Origin of the sequence: Bradyrhizobium uaiense, from assembly GCF_010811875.1 — a bacterium.
GTDB lineage: Bacteria > Pseudomonadota > Alphaproteobacteria > Rhizobiales > Xanthobacteraceae > Bradyrhizobium > Bradyrhizobium uaiense.
This window is the reverse complement of sequence record NZ_VKHP01001162.1, coordinates 1-229: the sequence shown is the minus strand read 5'-3', so window position 1 is coordinate 229 and position 229 is coordinate 1. Positions and strand designations below refer to the sequence as shown.

At 61.1% G+C, this 229-nt stretch carries 1 pseudogene; it reads right to left on the bottom strand.

What is annotated here, in order from left to right:
• Positions 1-229: pseudogene (locus FNJ47_RS49160) on the bottom strand (IS110 family transposase); the annotation flags it as partial.

Here is a 229-nt window from a genome sequence, read left to right as displayed (position 1 = left end):
CTGCTCGGCACTCTTCACCGGTACGAACCGCTGCCGGCTCATCGCCTCACACAGTCCTTCCGCATCCCGCCAGTCGTTCTTGTTCCGCGAAACGTAGGGCTTCACCAGTTGCGGCGCCATCAGCTTCACCTTGTGACCAAGCTTGGAAAGCTCCCGCGCCCAATATTGCGAAGCCCCGCAAGCCTCCATCCCGATCACGGTCGGCGGCAATTTGGCGAAGAACTCCAGC